At 62.0% G+C, this 18,240-nt stretch carries 12 protein-coding genes; 6 read left to right on the top strand and 6 right to left on the bottom strand.

Annotated elements, in window-relative coordinates; all coding sequences use genetic code 11:
* Positions 1-46 precede the first annotated feature (46 nt).
* From ACD590_RS22420 to ACD590_RS22445, 6 genes are all read left to right on the top strand, one after another.
* The gene (locus tag ACD590_RS22420; RefSeq protein WP_131605754.1) at positions 47-805 is read left to right on the top strand and encodes a M48 family metallopeptidase; all 759 of its coding nucleotides are present in this window, start codon (positions 47-49) and stop codon (positions 803-805) included.
* A 177-nt stretch (positions 806-982) separates the two neighbouring features.
* On the top strand, positions 983-1,651 hold the full coding sequence (locus ACD590_RS22425; RefSeq protein WP_027689457.1) for a phosphoribosylanthranilate isomerase: 669 nt from the start codon (positions 983-985) through the stop codon (positions 1,649-1,651).
* A gap of 2 nt (positions 1,652-1,653) precedes the next feature.
* Entirely contained in the window at positions 1,654-2,874 is a 1,221-nt protein-coding gene (gene trpB, locus ACD590_RS22430) for a tryptophan synthase subunit beta (RefSeq protein WP_018244176.1), read from the top strand.
* A gap of 3 nt (positions 2,875-2,877) precedes the next feature.
* Positions 2,878-3,717: a tryptophan synthase subunit alpha gene (gene trpA, locus ACD590_RS22435; protein WP_439003379.1), complete on the top strand. Its 840-nt coding sequence runs from the start codon at positions 2,878-2,880 to the stop codon at positions 3,715-3,717.
* Between the two features lie 144 nt (positions 3,718-3,861).
* Complete coding sequence (gene accD, locus ACD590_RS22440; RefSeq protein WP_439020956.1) at positions 3,862-4,767, top strand: acetyl-CoA carboxylase, carboxyltransferase subunit beta; 906 nt, start codon at positions 3,862-3,864, stop codon at positions 4,765-4,767.
* 27 nt (positions 4,768-4,794) lie between these two features.
* Entirely contained in the window at positions 4,795-6,147 is a 1,353-nt protein-coding gene (locus ACD590_RS22445; protein WP_439003381.1) for a bifunctional folylpolyglutamate synthase/dihydrofolate synthase, read from the top strand.
* A 72-nt stretch (positions 6,148-6,219) separates the two neighbouring features.
* On the opposite strand, the gene trxA is transcribed toward ACD590_RS22445, so the two are convergent.
* The 6 genes from trxA to ACD590_RS22475 all read right to left on the bottom strand — a co-directional run bounded on the left by trxA (position 6,220) and on the right by ACD590_RS22475 (position 18,199).
* A complete protein-coding gene (gene trxA, locus ACD590_RS22450) occupies positions 6,220-6,540 on the bottom strand; it encodes a thioredoxin (RefSeq protein ID WP_008528748.1) in 321 nt (106 codons plus the stop codon).
* Between the two features lie 75 nt (positions 6,541-6,615).
* Positions 6,616-10,167, bottom strand: coding sequence for a double-strand break repair helicase AddA (gene addA / locus ACD590_RS22455; RefSeq protein ID WP_439003382.1), 3,552 nt, complete (start codon positions 10,165-10,167; stop codon positions 6,616-6,618).
* Positions 10,160-13,351, bottom strand: a complete 3,192-nt coding sequence (gene addB / locus ACD590_RS22460; RefSeq protein WP_439003383.1) for a double-strand break repair protein AddB — start codon at positions 13,349-13,351, stop codon at positions 10,160-10,162. Before addB ends, addA begins: the two co-directional genes overlap by 8 nt.
* Before the next feature lie 3 nt (positions 13,352-13,354).
* The gene (locus ACD590_RS22465; protein WP_018448424.1) at positions 13,355-14,086 is read right to left on the bottom strand and encodes a nucleotidyltransferase family protein; all 732 of its coding nucleotides are present in this window, start codon (positions 14,084-14,086) and stop codon (positions 13,355-13,357) included.
* Between the two features lie 13 nt (positions 14,087-14,099).
* A complete protein-coding gene (gene tsaE, locus ACD590_RS22470; protein ID WP_439003384.1) occupies positions 14,100-15,617 on the bottom strand; it encodes a tRNA (adenosine(37)-N6)-threonylcarbamoyltransferase complex ATPase subunit type 1 TsaE in 1,518 nt (505 codons plus the stop codon).
* Positions 15,614-18,199 carry an ATP-binding protein gene (locus tag ACD590_RS22475; RefSeq protein WP_439003385.1) on the bottom strand — a complete coding sequence of 862 codons (2,586 nt, stop codon included), beginning with the start codon at positions 18,197-18,199 and terminating at the stop codon, positions 15,614-15,616. Before ACD590_RS22475 ends, tsaE begins: the two co-directional genes overlap by 4 nt.
* Positions 18,200-18,240 lie beyond the last annotated feature (41 nt).

Here is an 18,240-nt window from a genome sequence, read left to right on the forward strand (position 1 = left end):
TCCGACGATCATTTAGATCTGCCGGCGAATCGTATAGAAAACACGCATGTTCTCGCTTCTGAAAACAAGGTCGAAGGCGCGAAAGCCGGCTCCGCCCGAAATGCGGACGCTCGACGTCGCTGGCCGGCTCATGCCGCTGACGATCAAGCAGCATGACCGGGCGACACGCATCACGCTGCGCATCGAACCGGGTGGCCGCGCCTTGAAGATGACGGTGCCGAAAGGCCTTGCGGCGCGTGAGGTTAATGCCTTCCTCGATCGTCACCAGGGTTGGCTCCTCACCAAGCTTGCGAAGTTTTCGACCGATGCCGGCCTGCGTGACGGCGCCGAAATCCTTGTTCGCGGCGTTTCCCATCGCATTCAGCATAGCGGCAGCTTGCGCGGGCTGACCGAGGCGGTGTCCATAGATGGCAGGGCGGTGCTGCGCGTCAGCGGCATGCCGGAACATGTCGGACGGCGCATTGCGGCCTTTCTCAAGAAGGAGGCGCGCTCCGATCTCGCAAGACTGGCGACGATGCATGCCGCAACGATCCGGGCGCCGATCCGCTCGATCTCGATGAAGGATACACGCAGCCGGTGGGGCTCGTGCTCGTCGGAAGGAAATCTGAGCTTTTCCTGGCGTATCGTAATGGCGCCACCTTCGGTGATCGATTATCTCGCCGCCCATGAGGTCGCCCATCTCAAGGAAATGAACCACGGTCCGCACTTCTGGGCCCTCTGCCGTAAGCTTTGCCCCGGTATGGAGGAGGCGAAGTCCTGGCTCAAACGGCATGGAAGCCAGCTGCATGCCATCGATTTCGACTAGCGCACAACCCGAAAATCGGAATCGATTTTTCGGAAAGGATTATGCGCAGATTTAAAGTGATAGAGCGTCCCTAGCGCGTCGTTTGGACGCGCGGCGCTCTAGCCGAGAGCCGCGCTAAATTCAGTGTCCGTCGCAAATTGGCTCGACTCTTTCCGCATTTCGTGTCACTTCGCTGCCATGAGACCGGATATCAAGATCTGTGGCTTGAAGACGCCCGACGCAGTCGATCGCGCGCTGAAACGCGGCGCGACCCATATCGGTTTTATCTTCTTCGAAAAGAGCCCGCGCTATATCGAGCCGGACCTGGCGGCAAAGCTTGCCGAACCTGCGCGTGGCAAGGCGAAAATCGTCGCCGTCGTCGTCGATCCGACCAATGACGAACTCGACGAGATCGTGTCGTTGTTGAAGCCGGATATGCTACAGCTTCACGGCAACGAGAGCCCCGAACATGTGCTGACCATAAAGGCGGTCTATGGTCTGCCCGTGATGAAGGCCTTTTCGGTCCGCACGGCAGACGACCTGAAGCGCGTCGAGGCCTATATCGGCATCGCCGACCGTTTCCTCTTTGACGCCAAAGCGCCGAAGGGTTCGGAACTGCCTGGCGGCAACGGTATTTCCTTCGATTGGAGCCTTCTCAGCTGGCTTGACGGCAACGTCGACTACATGCTTTCCGGCGGGCTGAACAAGGACAATGTCGCAGAAGCGCTTTTCATCACCAAGGCACCGGGTATCGACGTCTCGTCGGGAGTCGAAACTGCGCCTGGCGTGAAGAGCGTCGCGAAGATCGATGAATTTTTTGACGCGGTCGAAAAGGCGAATGCGCCGATGATGGCCTCAGGGAGTTGAGAGTGAACGAGACGCCTAAACCGAATTCCTTCCGTTCCGGCCCCGATGAAGATGGCCGTTTCGGCATTTATGGCGGTCGTTTCGTCGCCGAAACATTGATGCCGCTGATCCTTGATCTGCAGGACGAGTGGAACAGGGCAAAGAACGATCCGGCATTCCAGGCCGAATTGAAGCATCTCGGCGCGCATTATATCGGCCGCCCGAGCCCGCTCTATTTCGCCGAGCGGCTGACGGCCGAACTCGGCGGCGCGAAGATCTATTTCAAGCGCGAGGAGCTGAACCATACCGGCTCGCACAAGATCAACAACTGCATCGGCCAGATCCTGCTCGCCAAGCGCATGGGCAAGACCCGCATCATCGCCGAAACCGGTGCCGGCCAGCACGGCGTCGCCTCCGCAACCGTTGCCGCCCGCTTTGGCCTTCCCTGCGTCGTCTATATGGGCGCCACCGACGTCGAGCGTCAGGCGCCGAACGTTTTCCGCATGAAGCTGCTCGGCGCGGAGGTCAAACCGGTCACGGCAGGCAGCGGCACGCTGAAGGACGCCATGAACGAGGCGCTTCGCGACTGGGTCACCAATGTCGAGGATACCTATTACCTGATCGGTACGGCAGCCGGTCCGCATCCCTATCCGGAGATGGTCCGCGATTTCCAGTCGGTGATCGGTATCGAAGCGAAAGAGCAGATGCTGGCAGCCGAAGGCCGCTTGCCGGATCTCGTCATCGCTGCCGTCGGCGGCGGCTCGAACGCCATCGGCATTTTCCATCCTTTCCTGGATGATCCCTCTGTGAAGATCGTCGGCGTCGAAGCCGGCGGCAAGGGTCTGCAGGGCGACGAGCATTGCGCCTCGATCACCGCCGGTTCGCCGGGCGTGCTTCACGGCAACCGCACCTATCTGCTGCAGGATGGTGACGGTCAGATCAAGGAAGGCCATTCGATCTCGGCCGGTCTCGATTATCCCGGCATCGGCCCCGAACATTCCTGGCTGAACGATACCGGCCGCGTCGACTATGTGCCGATCATGGATCACGAAGCGCTCGAGGCTTTCCAGACGCTGACCCGCCTCGAAGGCATCATCCCGGCGCTCGAGCCCTCGCATGCCATTGCCGAGGTGATCAAACGCGCACCGATGATGGACAAGGACGAGATCATCCTGATGAACCTCTCCGGGCGCGGCGACAAGGATATCTTTACCGTCGGCAAGATTCTGGGAATGGGACTGTAAGACATGACCGCACGCATGGACAAACGCTTTGCCGAGCTGAAGGCCGAGGGCCGTCCGGCGCTTGTGACCTATTTCATGGGCGGCGATCCTGATTATGACACCTCGCTCGGCATCATGAAGGCGCTGCCGGAGGCGGGCTCCGACATCATCGAGCTCGGCATGCCTTTTTCCGATCCGATGGCCGACGGCCCGGCGATCCAGCTGGCTGGCCAGCGCGCCCTGAAAGGCGGCCAGACGCTGAAGAAGACGTTGCAGCTGGCGGCCGATTTCCGCAAAACCAACGATGCGACGCCGATCGTGATGATGGGTTACTACAACCCGATCTATATTTATGGCGTCGAGAAATTCCTCGATGACGCGCTCGCCGCCGGCATCGACGGCCTGATCGTCGTCGACCTGCCGCCCGAGATGGATGACGAACTCTGCATTCCGGCCATCCGCAAAGGCATCAATTTCATCCGCCTGGCGACGCCGACGACCGATGAGAAGCGCCTGCCGAAGGTACTGAAGAACACCTCCGGCTTCGTCTACTACGTCTCGATGAACGGCATCACCGGTTCGGCGCTGCCCGATCCGTCGCTGGTGTCAGGTGCGGTCGCGCGTATCAAGCAGCATACCAAGCTGCCCGTCTGCGTCGGCTTTGGCGTCAAGACGGCGGAACATGCAAAGGTCATCGGCGGTTCGGCCGACGGCGTCGTCGTCGGCACCGCGATCGTCAATCAGGTCGCGACCAGCTTGACGAATGACGGAAAGGCAACGGCGGACACGGTGCAGGCCGTTGCCACGCTGGTGCGCGGCCTTTCCACCGGAACCCGTTCGGCGCGCCTTGTTGCTGCCGAATAGTTTGCCCACATTGGCGCTAAAGCATGTCGCGCAAAGGTGTGCAGCGGTTTTGTGGCAACGACATGCGGGAAACCCAAGACCTAAAAGCGCGGCAGGCAAATCTGAAAGATCGCGACGCGCTTTAGTCAATCAGGAGTATTCGAGTTGAACTGGATCACCAACTACGTTCGCCCGCGGATCAATTCCATGCTGGGCCGTCGCGAAGTGCCGGAGAACCTCTGGATCAAGTGCCCGGAAACGGGCGAGATGGTCTTCCACAAGGACCTCGAAGGCAACAAATGGGTCATTCCAGCGTCTGGTTATCACATGAAGATGCCGGCCAGGGCGCGGCTGGCCGATCTCTTCGACAATGGCGAGTTCGAATCGCTGCCGCAGCCGAAGGTCGCTCAAGATCCGCTGAAGTTCCGCGATTCGAAGAAATATAGCGATCGCCTGCGCGACAGCCGCCTGAAGACCGAACAGGAGGATACGATCCTCGCCGGTGTCGGAAAGGTGCAGGGACTGAAACTCGTGGCCGTCGTACATGAATTCAACTTTATCGGTGGTTCGCTCGGTATGGCCGCCGGCGAGGCGATCGTTAAGGCTTTCGAGCGTGCGACGTCTGAAAAGTGCCCGCTGGTGATGTTCCCCGCTTCCGGCGGCGCGCGCATGCAGGAAGGCATCCTGTCGCTGATGCAGTTGCCGCGCACGACCGTTGCCGTCGACATGCTCAAGGAATCCGGCCAGCCCTATATCGTCGTGCTGACCAATCCGACGACCGGTGGCGTCACGGCCTCCTATGCCATGCTTGGCGATATTCATCTGGCAGAACCCGGCGCCGAAATCGGCTTTGCCGGCAAGCGCGTGATCGAGCAGACGTTGCGTGAAAAACTGCCCGAAGGTTTCCAGACCTCCGAATATCTGCTGGAGCATGGTATGGTCGATATGGTCGTTAAACGTCACGATATTCCGGAAACGCTGGCGTGCCTCTTGAAGATCCTGACGAAGAAGCCGGTTTCTGCGGCGAACGACATGAATGGCGGCGCGATTGCTCTGGCGGCGAGCGCCTGATAACCGACAAGCAGGCGGGGTGCCGAATTGATACCCAGAGGCCAAACCGCGGTGAGTGAGGCAGCACAGGAGATCGACAAGCTTATGGGATTGCATCCCAAGGGCTTTGATCTGTCTCTCGATCGCATCACTCGTCTTCTCGATGTGCTCGGCAATCCGCACAGGAAGCTGCCGCCGGTGATCCATGTCGCCGGCACCAATGGCAAGGGGTCTGTCACCGCCTTCTGCCGCGCCCTGCTCGAAGCCGGCGGCTACAGCGCCCATGTCCACACCTCGCCGCATCTCGTCAATTGGCACGAGCGTTATCGCATTGGCGTCAAGGGCGGACGCGGGCAGCTTGTGGACGACGCCGTTTTTGCCGAGGCCGTGCGTCGCGTGGCCGATGCCAATGCAGGACAACACATTACCGTCTTCGAAATCCTGACAGCGGTCACCTTCATCCTGTTTTCCGAACATCCGGCCGATGCCGCGATCATCGAAGTCGGTCTCGGCGGCCGGTTCGACGCCACGAATGTCATTTCCGATCCGGCCGTCTCGGTCATCATGCCGATTTCGCTGGATCACCAGCCCTATCTCGGCGACAGGGTCGAGCTGATCGCAGCCGAAAAGGCCGGCATCATGAAGCCGGGATTTCCCGTTGTCATCGGTCATCAGGAATATGACGCAGCACTCGACGTGCTGATGTCGACGGCCGAGCGGCTGCATTGCCCGAGCGCGGTCTTCGGGCAGGATTTCATGGCGCATGAGGAATATGGCCGGCTCGTCTACCAGGACGAATTCGGTCTTGCCGACCTGCCGCTGCCGCGCCTTCCCGGCCGGCATCAATATGCCAATGCCGCCGCCGCCATTCGTGCCGTCAAGGCGGCGGGTTTCACGGTCACCGAGACGATGATGGAAAAGGCGATGAGTTCGGTCGAATGGCCGGGCCGGCTGCAGCGTCTGAGCGAGGGCCGGCTGCTGTCGCATGCGCCCGCCGGCGCCGAGATCTGGATCGATGGCGGACACAATCCCGGTGCAGGCGAGGTGATCGCCGAAGCCATGGCCAATTTCGAGGAACGCCAGTCTCGGCCGCTTTTCCTGATTACCGGCATGATCAACACCAAGGATCCGGTCGGCTATTTCAAGGCCTTTACCGGCCTGGTCGAGAAAGTTTTCTGCGTGCCGATCCGCGGCAGCGAAGCGATGATCGACCCCGTGATATTGTCGAATGCCGCTTATGATGCCGGTTTGGTTGCCGAACCGATGTTGACGGTCGGCGATGCGCTGGAAGCAATAAAAGCCGTTCTCGATCCAGAGGCTTTGCCGCCGCGCATTTTGGTCGGCGGCTCTCTCTATCTCATCGGCGATGTCCTCGCCGACAACGGCACGCCCCCGAAATGAAGGCGGTAAGATGAAAAAAAAGCCCGGTCGAACCGGGCTTTTATCATTGTGATGCAAATTGAGCGATATCAATCAGGCAGCGTTCGAAATCCAGTTCGAAAGGGCCGTCTTCGGCTTTGCGCCAACCGAGATGTCGGCAACCTCGCCGCCCTTGAAGATTGCAAGCGTCGGAATCGAGCGCACACCGAACTGTGCAGCGAGTTCCGGGTTCTCATCGATATTCAGCTTGGCCACCTTGACCTTGCCTTCCATCTCGACGGCGATTTCTTCGAGGCTCGGAGCAATCATCTTGCACGGGCCGCACCATTCAGCCCAGAAATCGACGACGACGGGTTCTGCGGATTCCAGAACTTCCGACTGGAAGTTATTGATATCGACTTTCACGGTAGCCATGGGCTGCTCCTTTAACCGAATTGGGTGTTGAACCACATGTGATGGTGCGGTGCCGAATTTTCAATGTCCGGTATTTCACTTTGTCTTGACCGCTGCAAGCGCCAAACCGAGCGCCTTTTCGCTCAGTGTGAAGAGCGAGGCGTTCTCGGTATAGACAAGCATGCAATCGATACGCTTCTCAGGATAGAGTGGCGCCAGGATCTCGCGATAGATCGCCAGCTGTGCCCGGTGCGCAAAGGGGATCGTCTCTTCTGTTGTCGGCGGCACCCGATTGGTCTTGTAGTCGAGAATGACGACGCGATCGGCAAGGACGGCAAGCCGGTCGATACGGCCGGAGACGGCATAGCGCCTGTCTTCCAGCGTCAATGTTCCCATGATCGAGACCTCTGGCTGGGCCTGCGCACCGAGGACGGCCTGCAGACCTTCCTCGTCCAATAGTTTCAGAACCGAATCGACAAGCTTGCGCCGTTCGGCTTCCGGCCAGAACCGCGCCGCCCGTTCGGCATAGCGGCTTGCCGCGTCAGGCCGTTCGTCAAGTGGAATTTCGGGAAGCGCTTGCAGCATGCGATGGATCAGCCTGCCCTTCTCCAGTGAACGATCGCTGCGCTCCTTCTCGCCGAACAGCGGCGAAATGACCAGCAGACTGCCTTCATCTTCATCGACGATCGTCCCGGCACCGGAAGGGCTGAGCGGCCGAGGCAGCTCAGCCTGCGGCGGCAATGGCCGCAACAGGCCGTCCGGCAAGGTCTCCTCGCTGTCGCGCTCTTCGTTGCGATCGGTACGCTCGAAGCTTCGTTCTACCCGCGGCACGCGCCATTTGATGCCCGGCCATTCCCCATCGGGGCCGGAGAATGTGGTCGCCTCCACATGCGGATGGTCGTCGTGCAGTGCCGTCGAAATCATCATATGCCAGGTGTCGTTGTTCACACGCACGCCACGATAGCCGCAGACGACCAGCCGGTCGGCGGCGCGCGTCATGGCGACATAGAGCAGCCGGCGATATTCTTCTTCCGCCAGCATCTGGATACGCGCCGCATCGTCCTGGGTCAGCGAATTGGCGAGATCGGAGACAGGAACCCAGACGGGCATCGACGGCTCGTCGGGGCCGGTCTCGATCAGGCGAAGCTTCGACAGATGGGTATGGGTGAAGGCCTTCGAACCGCCGTCGACGAGGAAAACGATCGGTGCTTCAAGACCCTTGGAGGCATGCACCGTCATGATCCGCACCTCGTTGCGCCCCTTATCCTGCTCGCGTTTCATCACGGGTGCTTCGAGCTCCAGCGTCGAGATGAAGGATTGCAGACCGGGAAGGCCGGAGCTCTCGTGGTCGAGCGTGAAGGTCAGGAATTCGTCGAGAATATCGCTGACCTCGGTACCGAGACGGCCAAGGAATTGCCGCCGCCCGCCATAGCTACTCAGCACGCGCGCATAGAAATCATGGACCGACAGGCTCCTGGATTGCCGGAGAAACAGTTCCAGCCTCTCGACGGCAGCACGGAAACGTTCGGTGCCGTCGGCGGCGAAGCTTTTGAGATGGCTCCAGACGCTCTGATTGTCACGGCGCAATGCGGCGATCGCAAAGATGTCGTCTTCGGAGAGATCGAAAAGCGGGCTCTTGAGCACGGCGGCGAGCGACAGGTCGTCTTCCGGCAGAAGCAGGAAACGACCGAGCGCCAGCAGATCCTGCACGGCGATATGGCTGGTCAGCACCAGCCTGTCCGCACCGGCGACCGGAATATCGCCGCGGCGTTTCAGCGCCCGCGTCAACGCATTGACGAAGGCGTCGCGCTTGCGCACCAGCACCAGGATGTCGCCGGCCTCGATCAGGCGCTCCTTGCCTTTGTCGACGATCGCCTCGCGGCCGACGAGCGTGCCGATCGAATGGGCGATCCGCCGCGCGAGGATTGCGGCCGGCGCGCTTTCCGGCGTCGCATCGAAGGGCGCCGTCCAGTCCTCCTCCTTCACCACCGCTTCCGGCGCGACCATCTCCCAGAGGTCGACAGCGCCGGGATGTCCGATGCGGCTGGAACGATGCACGACCGGTTCGCCGAGCGCGCTCAGGCCGCGGGCGTTGTCGGGTGCCTTGAAAATGTGGTCGACGGCCTCGAGCACGTCGGCAGTCGAGCGGAAGGAGAGCGGCAGCCGCACCGAGGAAAAGCTCTGCCCGCTGTCGGACACGCGCCGCCGCGTCCGGTCGCCCTCCTCGGAAAAACGCTCAGGCCGCGCCCCCTGGAAAGAATAGATCGACTGCTTTTCGTCGCCGACGGCAAAGAGCGTGCGCACGATCGGCCGGGCGCTTTCGCCGGAGAAGAAATCTTCGGCGAGCGACTGGATGACGCTCCACTGGATCGGGCTGGTATCCTGCGCCTCGTCGACGAGGATATGATCGATACCCCGATCGAGCTTGTAGTGGATCCACGGACCGACGCCACTTTTGGTCAGGAGGTCGGCGGTGCGGGTGATCAGGTCCTCGAAATCGAGCTGGCTGCGCTGCTTCTTCAGCTCTTCATAGTCGTGATTCAGTCTGTCGGCGAGCACGAGTGCTGCATGCGTGGCGCCGTACATCCGCATCAGTTTCAGCCGGTCGCGGCTTGCTGCGACATGCGCGCGGGCAATGGCGATGGCGCTCGCCAGCTGCGGTGCCTCGGCAAGCATGGCCTTGACGAAGAATTGCGAGTCCGCCTTGGGCTCGCCCTTCACGGTCAGAAAGATTTTCTCGAGAAACTCAGCGCGCCTTGCCTCATCGCGCTCCCGCCCAGCGAGCCTGAGGCCGTAGGCAACCTCCTGCGCCTTCGCACCGCCCTTCTGGTCGGCAAGCGAGAGATAAAGCTCCAGCGTGCCGCCCGAAAGCTCCGGCAAAGGCCAATATTGCGCTGCGATCCGGCTTTCCGTGTCGCCAGCGGCGAGACCCAGCCTCTTGCGCAGGACCTTCTCCACACCGCCCTGCTGTTCAGCCGTCACCGTGAAACGACGAATGGCGTTGCGGTTGGCGACGATGTCGCCGAGCAGGTTCTCCAGTCCGGATTCGTCGCCGAGATTGAGCACATAGGCGAATGCCTCGGCAAGGGCGCTGTCTTCGTCAGGCGCTGTTGCCGTCAGCAGCGCCCGGCGTGCATCGGAAAGCAGCGCCACCGCCGCGCGATCGTCGAGAACCGAGAAATGTCCGGCAACGTTAGCCTCCAGCGGGAACTGATGCAGCAGCGCCTCGCAAAAGGCATGGATCGTCTGGATCTTCAGTCCGCCGGGTGTCTCCAGCGCCTTGGCAAACAGCCGCCGGGCTTCGGCGAGCTTCAGTCCGTCGGGAGCCGTACCCTCGATCTGCGTTATCCGCCGGCCGAGGTATTCATCGTCAAGCACCACCCATTCCGCCAGCCGTTCGAAGACGCGGTTCGACATTTCGGACGCCGCGGCCTTGGTATAGGTGAGGCATAAAATGGCGGAAGGCCGCGCACCGGCAAGCAGCAGCCGGATGACGCGCTGTGTCAGGACATGCGTCTTGCCGGAACCGGCATTGGCCGAAACCCATGCCGAACGCAGCGGATCGGAGGCAATCGCCTGCTGGATCGTCGTCCAGCCGATCCAGGCGCCCGGATCGTCGTCGTTGGGAAGGGTGGTCACATCACTCATCGCCGCCCTCTTCGGTTTCGGCCGTTGACCATTCGGAGACGCGGGCAAGATGATCGTAGTCGCCGCCGAAATCGAATTGCTGGGCCGGGATCAGCCGGGAGGTAAATCCCCTTTCGTTGGATTGCAGCAACCCCACGAATTTGACCAGCTGATCGATCGATTCGGCCGCGAGATCCATCGCCGATTTCGCCTTGTCGCTGCGGGCAGAGCTCTCGTTGTTGACCATATCGACCTGGAAGCGGCTTCCCGGACGCAGACGCACATAGAGAAGGTCCTGCGGCACGAGGCTGCCGGCATCGCGGAAGGCGCCGGCGCTCAAGGCCGCCGCTTCGAGCGCAAGCTGCGGATCGAGAAGCACGCGTGCCTGCGTGGGCGAGGGATTGTAGCCGGTCTTGTAGTCGATGATATCGGCGGCGTTCGGTCCGGTGACGTCGATCCGGTCTGCGACGCCGGTGAGCCGGATATTGATCGACTCCAGCTCCATGCCGCCCCGCACTTCCGTCAGCGTTTTCCGGATGCCATGTCGCCGTCCGGCCTCCCATTCGAGGAAGACGCGGGCCACCGCCCGAAAGCGCGGCCGCCATACCGCATCGATATGCGGCGGCAGCTGCTCCATGTCGAAAAGCTCGGAAAGGATGGCCTCCATCGCCGCTGCCGCATCCGGCGTGCCGGCGATGTGAGCCTCGCGAATGAACCGGTCGATGATCTTGTGGTAGAGCGTTCCGCGTTCGGCCGCCCCTGGATCGCGATTGAACGGGTCGACGGGGTCGAGCCGCAGCACACGGCGGGCATAGATGGCATAGGGATCACGGCGCAGCCGGCCGACTTCGCTAAAGGAATAGGATTTCGGTTGCAACGCCAGCGGTGGTTTCGGCGAAGGTCGCAGCGCCGGCGCCTGACCATCTCCCCGATCGATGAGACCGGCCCATTGGAGAAACCGGTTGCCGCGTCCCTTCAATTCCGCTTCGAACGCCTCTCCGCCAAGCGCCAGCAGCCGCTGCAGCCAACGCGAGGCGACGGTAGGCGTCGAGCCCTGGCGCAGCGCGCGCGCATAGATCAGATGGCGCGTGCCGTTTGCCATCTCGAAATCATGCGCCAGCTGGCCGATGCGCCGCTCCGGCGGCTCGAGGCCGATCTCCGTCTTCATCATTCGTGGAATGAAGGGGTTGTTGGCGGTCTGCCCCGGCCAGGTGCCTTCGTTCAGGCCGCCGAGGATCAACGTATCGACGCTCTGCAGTCGGGCTTCCAGCGTGCCGAAGATAAAGAGCCTGGGATGGCTGAGCGCCCGCGGCTTCACCGCATGACCGGCCGCAAGGGCTGCCATGATGTCGATCCATTGCGGCCCGTCGGCCTCCATCTGGCCGTCCGTGTCGATCACTTCACCGAGCAGGGCAGCGAGTGCATCTCCTGCTTCACCAGACCAGAGATCGGCGAGATTGCCTTGCGGATCGACCGCGACCGCCTCAAGCGAACGGCCGGTGCGCTCCGCCCATTCGGACAATGGGAAGCGCATTGTTCTTCCGCGATCTTCCGGCCGGTGCCGCATCAGCGCCGAAGCCAGAGGCTCGGTCGCTTGTGCGACCCGCCGGGCGAGGCCGTATGCGGCGTCGGCGGCCTCAGGCGAAAGCGCTTTTCGCCATTGCGGCGCATGCCTATCCAGGGCCTGTTCGGCAAGTTGGTGAGTGAGCAGTGGTTCCAGCGTGCTGATATCAACCTCTGCCACGCCGCCGCGCAGCGCCAGCAGCTCGAGCGCCTCGGTAGCGGAAATCAAGGCGTCGCGTTCCAGACCGAAGCGGGCAAGCGGATGTTTGAGCAGCGAGATGATCGCCACTGGATCGCCCGGCCGCAGCGCTGCCTCCAGCAACAATTGCAGCAAGGTGCCCTGCGGCATGGCCGAAAGTGGCGTGCCCGCCGAATCATCGGCGAGGATGCCGAAGCGGGAAAGCTCGGCCATCACCCGCCGCGCGAGATTGCGGTCCGGAGTGATGAGTGCTGCCCGGCTTTCGCCATCCTGTCCAGGTCTTTCCAACGCGAGCCGGAGTGCGATGGCAATTGCGGTTGCTTCCTCGCGCTCATTGGCGGCTTCGATCAGCGAGACATCAGAGAAGGCCGAAGATAGCGCACCTGCCGGCAGGTCGTTTTTCCACGCCCCCCAGTCGCTGGTCGCCTCCGCCGGCGCAAGTGCGCGCGAGAGGATTTCGGCGCGCCGGTCGAGATCGGCCTCCGGCCTATCGAGGAGCATGACGTCGGCCCGCGTCAGCTTCAGCCGCTTGAGCAGCGACGACAGACCATACTGCGGATGGCTCCGGCTTGCCGGATTGGCATGTTGGCCGGACGTCAGTTCCGGCGCGACCATCTGCCAGTGCCTTTCAGGCATGGAGAGATCGAGACCCGGAAGCACGATCACGCCTTCAGGCAGATTGGCGACGGCGGCGATGAGGTCGGCGGTGGCGGGAACGGAACCCGTCGAACCGGCAATGATGATCGGTCCGGCGGGTTTCGTCGTCGAAAGCCTGCTTGCTTCGGCCCGGAGAATGGCGTTTCTGTGCCGCGCCGGCGAGGATTTGCCGAGTTCGGACAGCCGCTCCGGCCAGAAAGCGCTGGCGATCTGCAGAAATTCCGCCGTCAGCTGCCACCAGGCGGCATAGTCGCCGGTGTCGAGTTTCGACAATTCGGACCAGTCGAGATCCTCGGTCTCGATGGAATCGATCAGCTCCGCAAGGTTGCGGGCAAGCCAGATCGCATCCGCCGGACTTGCCGGCGCAACGAGCGGCGAGTCCGAATGGATGTGGCGGACGATCTCCGGCAGCTTGTTTCGCCAGGCAAGGATCAGGCGCGCCAGCTCCAGCAGACGGGCGGTATTCGACAGCGGCTGGGCGAGATCGATCGTTGCCGGCAGCACCTCGTCGAAATAGCCGCTATCGTCGTCGGTTTCGCCGAGTGGACGGATGACCGGCAGGATGGCTGAGCGGCCGCCGAGCAGGTCGACGAATTCCGAGCGCAGCACACGCACGGCGCGCCGGGTCGGCAGGTAGATCGTCACCTTGGCGAGCGACAGCGGATCATCGGCCTCGTGCCGGAAAAGCGGCGTCAGTCGGCCATCGCAAAGCGTCGTCGCCAGCATTTTCAGGAAGGGGAGGCCCGCCGGGATTGTCAGGATGCGTGGCTGGTGCCGCTCTGCCATGGCTCAGGCAAACGCCCGCAACCTGCGGATCGTTTCCTCCGCCTCGCCGATTGCCTCCGGCGTTCCCACAGTCAGCCAATGGCCTTCGAGCACCATGCCGAAAAGCCGTCCGCGCGCGATCGCCTTGTCGAAATAGATATTGAGGTTGAAGGCATCCTTCGGTGCATCGTCGAGCAGCGACGGGTTCATGACGATCGCTCCGGCATAGACAACGGGATTGGACGGATCGTCGCGATAACGCGTCAGCCGGCCATCGGTTGCGAGGCTGAAGTCATTCTTGCCGTTGTGACCTGTCGTATCCTCGATCCCAACACAAAGCAGCGCCATGTCCATGCGTTCACTATCGAAGAATCCGGCTAAGCGTTGCAGGTTGGTCGGTCGCCCCGGCTGCTCGCCGATCCAGAAGAGATCGGCATTCATGACGAAGACATTGTTGCGGTTAAGCAATGTCAGGCCCTTCGCCAGCCCGCCGCCGGAATTCATCAGAGCGTCCTGCTCGTCGGAAATGATGATGTCGAGGCCGCGGTAGTTCCTGAGATGGTCGAGCATCTGATCGGCGAAGTGGTGGACGTTGACGACGGCGCGTTCGACACCGGCCGCCACCAGTGAATCCAGCGCGTAGTCGATCATCGGCTTGCCGTCGATCTTCACCAGCGGCTTCGGGATCGTATCGGTGATCGGGCGCATGCGGGTTCCGAGACCCGCGGCCAGTACCATGGCTTGTCTGATGGTCATTCTGATCCGGAACTTATGATTCGCTCTGGCCTATTCCAGCCCTTGTGCACCAATCGCGCAAGGGGGCAAGCGTTTCATGCTCTAGCGCGACGTTCAGATAGGCAAGCGTGCGCGGCATGTGTTTCAGATAGCCCGGCTTGCCGTCGCGCTGCAACAAGCGCACCCAGAGACCGGCAAGCTTGCAATTGCGCTGCGCCGACATGATTGCCCAGGCCCTCATGAAGCCGGCTTCGTCGAAACCGCCCTGTGCGCGGCGAAGCCCCAGATAATCATCCATCAGTTGCCGGAAGAGGCCCAGCTCGATCGTTACGCGCGCATCCTGGACGATCGAGGCGAGATCATAAGCCGTGGGGCCGATCATGGCGTCCTGGAAGTCGATGAGGCCGATCCGTTCGACGCCGTTCGCATGCGGTCTCCAGATGATATTCGGCGAGTGGAAGTCGCGCAGCAGCAGGTTCTTCTCGGCCGTTGCGAGTTCGTCGATGAGTGTATCCCAGATCGCCAGATAATCCGCGCGTTCGGCTTCGGTTGCGGGTGCGCCCTGGCGCTTCCAGGGCAGGTGCCAGTCGAGCACCAGCCGCACCTCCATCTTCATCGCCGTACGGTCGAAATCAGGAATATGATGGACATGCCTCTTTCCAACTGGGATGTCGTGCGGAAATTTCAGAGCGTGCAGTCTGGCCAGGCAGGCAACGCTTTCGCGATAGCGTTCGATAATAGGCTGTCCGTGGGCGTCCAGCACGCCGTCACTGCCGAGATCTTCGATCAGCAGGATACCCTTGTTATAATCCACCTTGTAGACTTCGGGCGCCGCAAAGCCGTCCTTGCGCAGCGCATCGGCGATCGCCACGAACGGATAGGCGTTTTCGGCAAGATGCGCGACTTTGGGATAGGGTTTACCGTCGAGAACCGGCGGGCCTTCGGCAAGAGGCGGCCAGTCCATCAGGATGATGCGCTGGTTCTCGGCCTTCGGATAGATCGCCTCATAGGCGCGCAGCGAGGCATCGCCGGTCAGGAAGCGGCGTTTCGCTTCGGGGTAACCTGCAGCGTCAAGGAAATCGCGGATCGCCAGGACACGGCGGATGCGTGTAATTTGCGCGCCCGCGGCTCTGATTGTCGCCCGCCGGCCGTTGCCCTCATGTTCCAGCGTCAGCGCGATGCGCTGAACGGGCAGTTCGCTCTCCGCCATCTCCGGCCATTCGACGAGACAGATGCCGTTCTGCAGAGCCTCGTCGAAGCCGAGTTCGGTCAGTTCGGCGGGATCGCCGAGCCGGTAGAGATCGAAATGCGAAATGGGGATGCGCAGATCGTAGGACTGGACCAGCGTGAAGGTCGGGCTCGGGACCTCGAGCTCTTCGTCATCGGCCATGGCGCGCAGGATCGCCCGGGCGAGCGAGGATTTCCCCGCGCCGAGATCGCCGGAAAGGGCAAGGCAATCGCCGGCCTTCAGGGCCAGCGCCAGATCTTCGCCGAGGCGGATGGTAGCCGCCTCGTCTTTCAGGAAAAGCGAGATCGCATGGCTGGTCGTCATTCGGCGGCGGCGGAATGCGGTACATCGACCGAGGGGATACGGCAGACGACGGTCGTGCCCTTACCCGGCTCGCTGTCGATCGTCACATCGCCATGATGCAGACTGACGAAGCTGTCGACGATCGAGAGGCCGAGGCCGGCGCCGCCGCGTTTGCCGCTTTTCGCCCCCGTGGCAAAACGGTCGAAGACGGTCGCGATCATATCAGGTGAGATGCCGGGGCCGCGATCGCTGACGGAGAAGACGAAATCCGTGCCTTCGCGATGGCATTCCAGCGAGATCGAGGTGCCTTCGGGCGAGAAATTCGCTGCATTGGAAAGAAGTTTCAGAAGGATCTGCTTCAGCCGCTGCGGATCGGCAATGATCGAGCCGAGATAGGCGGGTGCGGTGATTTCAAGCGCCACGCCGCTTTCGTGCAGGCGATCGGCGATCTGCATCGAGACGTCGTCGAGCAGGTCGTTGAGATCGATATCCGCATAGTTGAGGCGCATGATGCCGGCGTCGACGGTCGCAAGGTCGAGGATATCGTTGACGAGCGTCAAGAGAACCGAGGACGAGGTCGAGATGTGGTCGATATATTCGGCCTGCCGTTCGTTCAGCGGCCCGACACCCGGCGTGCGCAGGAGATCGGTGAAACCGATGATATTGGTTAGTGGCGAACGCAGTTCATAGGAAACGTGCTGGACGAAGTCGTTCTTCAGCTCGTCGGCCTTGCGCAGTGCTTCGTTCTTCTCGGTCAGCGCGCGCTCGGCACGCACGCTGTCCGTCATGTTGACGAAGGTCAGCATGGTCTGCGCGTTGGGCAGCGGAATGACGGCGTAGTCGAGCACGAGGCCGGAGAAGAGTTCCAGCGTTCCCTGACCCGAGCGGCGTTCGTCGTCGAAGCTGGTGATCAGCTCCGCGAAGGTCTTCCAGCCATCCGGCCGGTCATAGGACGGCGCGCAGGCCTCGCCCAGCGCACGGATATGGGTGCCGGGCTGGGCTTCGGTTTCGGTGATTCCCCAGAGCGCGCGGAAGGCCGGGTTCGAAAGGCGGATGCGTCCATCAGGGCCGAACACCGCCACACCTTCGGAAAGATGGTCGATCGTTTCGCCCTGCACCTTGACCAGCGTGTTGTAGCGCGTTTCGAGATCGACCTGCTCGGTCAGGTTTTCGAACACCCAGGTGGCGCCGCCCTGCGGATGGGCGGTTGCAAAGACGCGCAACGTCTGTCCGTTCGGCAGGTGCCAGAGATCGGATTGCGTGTCGAGCGCGCGATAAACGGAAAGTGCGGCTTCCTTCCAGCTTTTCCAGTTGAGCTGGTCCGGCAGCTTCTTGGCCGCCCGCAGCCGCTCGAGCAGCTCGCTATTGTCAGGTCGGCCTTCGAGGAAGGCGATATCCAGCTCCCAGAGCGCGACGAAGGCCTGGTTGTAGAATTGCAGCCGGCGGTCGCCGTCGAAGATGGCAACCGGCGTGGCGAGATGGTCGAGCGTTTCGGCATGGCTCTTCAGCGTCCGTTCCAGCTCGGCGCGCACTGCCTCTATGTCGGACACATCGATCGCGATGCCGGCCGAGCCACCGGGAACCCTGACGTCGACGACGTCGAAGAAGGTGCGGTTGCCGTGAACGACCGTCGAAATCTTGTCGTGGAAGGGCGATTCCGGCGTCGTCGTCGCGCGAATGCGTTCGCGCGCCACGGTCGTCAGCATCTCGCGGCCTTCATTGATCGCCTGCTGCGGCGATCGCGCCTCGACCGCCTCGCCATAAGCCTGGTTGACCCAGGTGAGGCGGCCCACCGGGTCACGCTGCCAGGCCGGCATGTCGATCGCGTCGAGCATGGTCTGGAAGGCCGAGATCGAGGTCATCAGCCGGTCGCGCTCGATCCTGAGCTCTGCGAGCTCGGCGCGCAGATTGTTGAGCGCCACGAAACGGACGAAGGCCCGCCCGCCGGAAACCCGGCCCTGCGCCTCGAGGATTTCGTCGCGGATGGTTTCGACCACCATGTCGAAGCTCTGCGCCTCGTCGCGCAGCCGGTCGATCGCCTTTTCCAGCTCGGAAGCCGAACGTGACTTCAGCCACAGCCCGAAGGCCAGGAATTCGCCGTCCTGCGGCGCGCCGGTCTCAGGTGGAAGTTGGCCGAGCAGTTCGGGGCGCGCATTGCCGTCCCAGATGACGATCCGCCGGTTCTTGTCGGCGATCAGAGCCTGGTATTGCGAAATACGCTGCTGGGCATCGGAGAGCGCCGAGCGGATTTCCCGGCTCTCGTTTTCCAGGTTGCCGCGCTGGCGCACGAGCCACAGCGTCGACAGCAGTGCTGCCGATATGACACCGATGACGACGGAAACACCGATCACCTGCGAGGATGTGAAGAGGTGAGCCGAAGCCGCCGCCTGCTGCTCCGCCTGCGCCAGAGCCGGCCGCGCCAGCGCGGCAAGCGCCGTGCCGGCAGCGCAGCTTTTCAGGAAGCGCGCCAATGGTCCGTGCTCTTGCTTTGCGGCCTCGTGTGCCGTTGCAGATTTATATCCTTGGCCTGCCATAAGCGGGCGGCGATCGGCGCGAGCGCCGTCATCCGCCTGACCGGGCAGGCTGCTTTTCATTTCCGACATCCTCGGTATGTCTCCGTCCTTCAATGTGCCGCATTACGACA

Origin of the sequence: Rhizobium sp. 862_C5_N1_2 (assembly GCF_051811205.1) — a bacterium.
GTDB lineage: Bacteria > Pseudomonadota > Alphaproteobacteria > Rhizobiales > Rhizobiaceae > Rhizobium > Rhizobium leguminosarum.

Bases quoted from the DNA above. Each gene is read 5' to 3' on its own strand.
- ACD590_RS22420 (WP_131605754.1), top strand. From the start codon at position 47: ATGTTCTCGCTTCTGAAAACAAGGTCGAAGGCGCGAAAGCCGGCTCCG.
- ACD590_RS22425 (WP_027689457.1), top strand. From the start codon at position 983: ATGAGACCGGATATCAAGATCTGTGGCTTGAAGACGCCCGACGCAGTC.
- trpA (WP_439003379.1), top strand. From the start codon at position 2,878: ATGACCGCACGCATGGACAAACGCTTTGCCGAGCTGAAGGCCGAGGGC.
- trxA (WP_008528748.1), bottom strand. From the start codon at position 6,540: ATGGCTACCGTGAAAGTCGATATCAATAACTTCCAGTCGGAAGTTCTG.
- addA (WP_439003382.1), bottom strand. From the start codon at position 10,167: ATGAGTGATGTGACCACCCTTCCCAACGACGACGATCCGGGCGCCTGG.
- addB (WP_439003383.1), bottom strand. From the start codon at position 13,351: ATGGCAGAGCGGCACCAGCCACGCATCCTGACAATCCCGGCGGGCCTC.
- ACD590_RS22465 (WP_018448424.1), bottom strand. From the start codon at position 14,086: ATGACCATCAGACAAGCCATGGTACTGGCCGCGGGTCTCGGAACCCGC.
- tsaE (WP_439003384.1), bottom strand. From the start codon at position 15,617: ATGACGACCAGCCATGCGATCTCGCTTTTCCTGAAAGACGAGGCGGCT.
- ACD590_RS22475 (WP_439003385.1), bottom strand. From the start codon at position 18,199: ATGTCGGAAATGAAAAGCAGCCTGCCCGGTCAGGCGGATGACGGCGCT.